The organism is Corallococcus carmarthensis, from assembly GCF_003611695.1.
GTDB lineage: Bacteria > Myxococcota > Myxococcia > Myxococcales > Myxococcaceae > Corallococcus > Corallococcus carmarthensis.
Window position 1 is genome coordinate 1 of record NZ_RAWE01000399.1, and the last position, 3,654, is coordinate 3,654.

At 73.3% G+C, this 3,654-nt stretch carries 2 protein-coding genes and 1 pseudogene; all 3 read right to left on the minus strand.

The annotated features are described in order from the left end of the window. Positions 1–87 precede the first annotated feature (87 nt). Positions 88–1,398, minus strand: a complete 1,311-nt coding sequence (locus tag D7X32_RS43635) for a hypothetical protein (protein ID WP_120608371.1) — start codon at positions 1,396–1,398, stop codon at positions 88–90. Positions 1,399–1,491: 93 nt separating this feature from the next. After that, complete coding sequence (locus D7X32_RS43640; RefSeq protein WP_120608372.1) at positions 1,492–3,222, minus strand: caspase family protein; 1,731 nt, start codon at positions 3,220–3,222, stop codon at positions 1,492–1,494. Then, positions 3,219–3,654: pseudogene (locus D7X32_RS43645) on the minus strand (hypothetical protein); the annotation flags it as partial. The gene D7X32_RS43640 and the pseudogene D7X32_RS43645, both read right to left, overlap by 4 nt.

The following is a 3,654-nucleotide window of genomic DNA, read 5'->3' on the forward strand; positions in this document are numbered from 1 at the left end:
CTCGGGTGGGGGACGGACGTGCTCAAGGCGCGGCGACTGTAGGCGCCCGCTTCCGTGCCCCGCAACCGCCTGCTTCCCGCGCCGGCCTCAAGGGGGGCAGTAGCGCGCGTAGCGCAGGCCGCGCGTCGTCTCCGGCGCGCCGCCGTCCGCCGGGCGGAAGTAGTGCACGTAGGAGAAGCCCACCTGCATCCGGTCCAGAGCATCCACGTGGACCGCAGAGGGGCCGGGAAACGCGTTGCCGCCATCCCGCGTCTCCAGGACGAGCGGTGGCGTCGAGCCGACGGGGCTCGTGTCGGACAGCGTCTTCACGATCAGCTGGCTGGCGCTCCCGTTCAAATCCGCGTTCACGTCCGCGTCATCCATCAGGACATGGAGGAGGCTCGGGTAGGCGGCGTTCCTCGACAGCGCGGGGCCCCGGCTCAGGAAGGCCCCGAGCCCGTGCGACGTCCAGCCGCTGGCCTCCTTCACCCAAAGCCACGCGCCCTGGGTGTCGGAGGCCAGCAGGGAAGGCCGTCCCGTCGGGTCCACCTCGAGCGCGATGCGGTAGCGCGGTGAGCTCAGGGGAATCCGCCAGTCCAGCGGCTCGGCGAGCCACGTCCCCGACGTGTTGCTCGCGTACACGACCTGGAACTTCCCCCTTTCGTCCATGCGAACGAACACGACGTGGACGTGCCCGGTGGCATCCACGGCCAGCCGCTCGCGGTCGCCCTTGGCACCGACCGCCTCCAGTGGCGTCAGGGTCCAGTCCCCCGTGTTGGAACGGGTGCCGAGCAGGTAGCCCACCTGGGGGTAGGGCCGGCCGATGAGCAGGTGCGGCGCGTCGTGGGCATCGAGGGTGATGGCCCCCGTCCAGCCCTCTCCCAGCAGCTGGGCCCGCCAGACGCCGCCGGTGTCGTGTGCGTAGCCGACGTTGTCGCCCTGCTGGAACAGCACGTGGTGCGTGCCGTCCGTGCCCACGGCCATGTGCACGTCATAGGCGGTCCACACGCTGCTCACCTGCACCGGCACGTCGCCTGGCCGGGTGGTGCCCACGTGGAGATGGGAGTCCTTCGAATAGGCATAGTGGCCCACGCCCTGCGCGTCGAAGACGAACGCGGCGGTGATGACGTCGAGGCCCTCGTCCAGCACCCGCGTCTTCCAGCCCGGCGTGGCGCACTCCCCGCCATCCGTGCCCGCGTCGGGGAGCCCGCCTCCGTCACCTCCGTCGGGGTCACCCTCCTCGCCGGCGTCGGGGCGGGTCACCACCAGCTGCACGCAGGTGCCGGAGGCGCTCCGGGTCACCTGTCCCTGCCCGGGTTTGGAAACCCCATTCGTGCAGATGGGGTCGCAGCCGGTCAGCAGGAACGCGGCCACGACGGCGCTCGACAGCGCGGTGTGCACCAGGAATGAACGGGGCAAGGGGAGAACCGTCAGGGCTCGGGGTTGGCGCTTACGGGAGCGACAGCAGCGCACCCGCGCGCGGACACGGCCGGGCCCGATGGCCCGCGTCCGCTAGCGCCTCAGTGAGATTTCCAGGCCGTACTGCGGATCCATTCCGGTCTGGCCATTGGCGGTGACGCGGTCCAGGCCCACCCGGGCGGACAGCCGCAGGGGCAGGCCCGCGACCCGCCCCATCACGCCCGCGGCCACGTGGCCGGTGAGCAGCGTGGGGTCCGCCTGGCGGAAGCCCGGCGCCGTCAGGCCCAGGAGTCCCCAGCCCAGCCCCACCTCCGCGAACAGCGGCGTGCTCGCGGGGGCCTGCAATCCCAGCAGGCCCTCCACCGTGAAGCGGTGCAGCCGGATGCCGTCCCGGGCCGCGAGCGGCGTCACGCCGTACGCCCCGCGCACGCCGTAGTAGAGCAGGTGCAGCGAGGACGGCGTGCGCCACGACAGGCTGGGCCCGGTGGCGAACTTCGCCAGCCCCAGCGGCGAGCGCCCCGCGCCCAGGCCCAGCTCCAGCTTCGACGTCCAGTCGGAAGGCGCCGCCACGGCCAGCGGCGAGCGCGCCCCTCCGATGACGGAGGGCTGGAAGGGGTTGCTGAAGTCCACCGGCACCAGCCCCACGGCGGCGACGTACTCGTCGTAGAAGGACCGGTCCAGCGGCACGGCGAAGAGGCCCCGGCGGAGTGCCTCCTCCGCGGGACCTCGTTCCTGAAGCTCGCGCGGGCGCAGTTCGGGCGGGCCCGAGGACAGCTGCGCCAGCGTGACCCGCGCCTCCGCGTCCGGCGCGCGCACCCAGTACACGTCGCGCGGTGGCAGGAGGATCTGCGTCCACTGCTGCAGCGAGCGCCGCACGTCCACCAGCCGCTGGCCGTCCGCGTCCTCCACGGAGAGGCGCGCGTACTCGAAGCCCGCGGGGAAGGTGACCCGGGGGCCTTCCGGCGCGGGGCCCACCAGCGGGCGGCGGGGCTCGGCCGTGGGCGCGAAGGCGTTGACGGACAGGCGCGCGGGCATGCCCTTCACGCCGTGCAGCGACGCGGCCACGAACGCGGCCAGCTCGCTGTACTCCACCTGTCCGTCGCCGTTGATGTCCGCGCCGCCCAGGAGGCCCGAGCGGGCCACGTGGCTGAAGACGCCCGCGCGGATGCGGGACCACTCGTGCGTCTCCCCGTCCTCGCTCTCCGCGAAGAGGGCACCCACGTGCGGGCGCGACGCCAACTGCTCACGCGCGAGCACCCCGCGCAATTCCGCCAGCACCGCCGCGTCCGGAGTGCCGCCGCGGCTGCCCACCACGCCGGAGGCGCGGCACGCGTCCGCGATGACGTGCACGTAGTCCGCGCCCAGCGGATCCACGACCTCCGTGTAGAGGCTGGTCCGGTCCAGACGCGCGTCGGCGAGCGTGAAGTAGGCGCGGCCCGCGTCATCCGTGTTGCCGTGGCCCACGTAGACGATGATCACGTCCGTCTGGTGTCCCGCCGCGCGGTCCGCGAGCGCCGCCGCCTGCAACCGCTTCACGGCCTGCTCCACCGCGGCGCGCGTGGGGGCCTGCGCGGACTTCAGCACCAGGCTGCCGCCCTTGCGCGTGGGCTCGTCCGGGTCCACGAGCAGCGTGGTCTCCACGCCCAGCCGCTTGAGCGTCTCCGCCCACAGCACGCCGTCGTCGTCCGCGTAGCGCAGCGGGGCGAGCGCCGGGTCGTCGCTGCCGTTGTGGGCGATGACGAGCGCGCGCCGGACGGTGTCCGCGAATGCCTCCGGGGCCGCCATCAGCAGGGCCGCTCCCAGGAGGACTTCCAGCTTCTTCATGGAGAATCCTTTACCCGGACCTCCTGCCTGAGCACCACCACCCCCTCCGTCGTCCTGCCAAGCAGGGCCGCCAGGGTGGCGTCCGGGTGCTCGGAGAACGTAGCGGTGATTTCCGCCATATCGGCGCCCGCGGGCAGCGCGACCGTCAGCTCCAGGGGGCGCTCCTCGCCGGCCTTGCCGCTGAGCGCGAACGGGCCGTTGACCTCCGAGTGGTTGCCGGTGCGGACCCGCACCGCGACGTGGGTGTAGGGCGGACGGGCACCCGCGGCGAAGGCCAGCGTGGCGCCCGGGGTGCACGCCGTTCCGGTGCGCAGCTCGCGCAGCGACTGGCCCGGCACCGCGCAGAAGACGCGCAGGACGGGCTGGGCCAGCGGCGCGGTGGGCGGGGCCGGATCATGCACGACCCCCCGCGGGCTCCACTCGGATTCGGTG

What these genes read in the sequence shown, in the direction of transcription:
- D7X32_RS43640 (WP_120608372.1), bottom strand. Translation starts at nt 3,222, where the DNA reads ATGAAGAAGCTGGAAGTCCTCCTGGGAGCGGCCCTGCTGATGGCGGCC.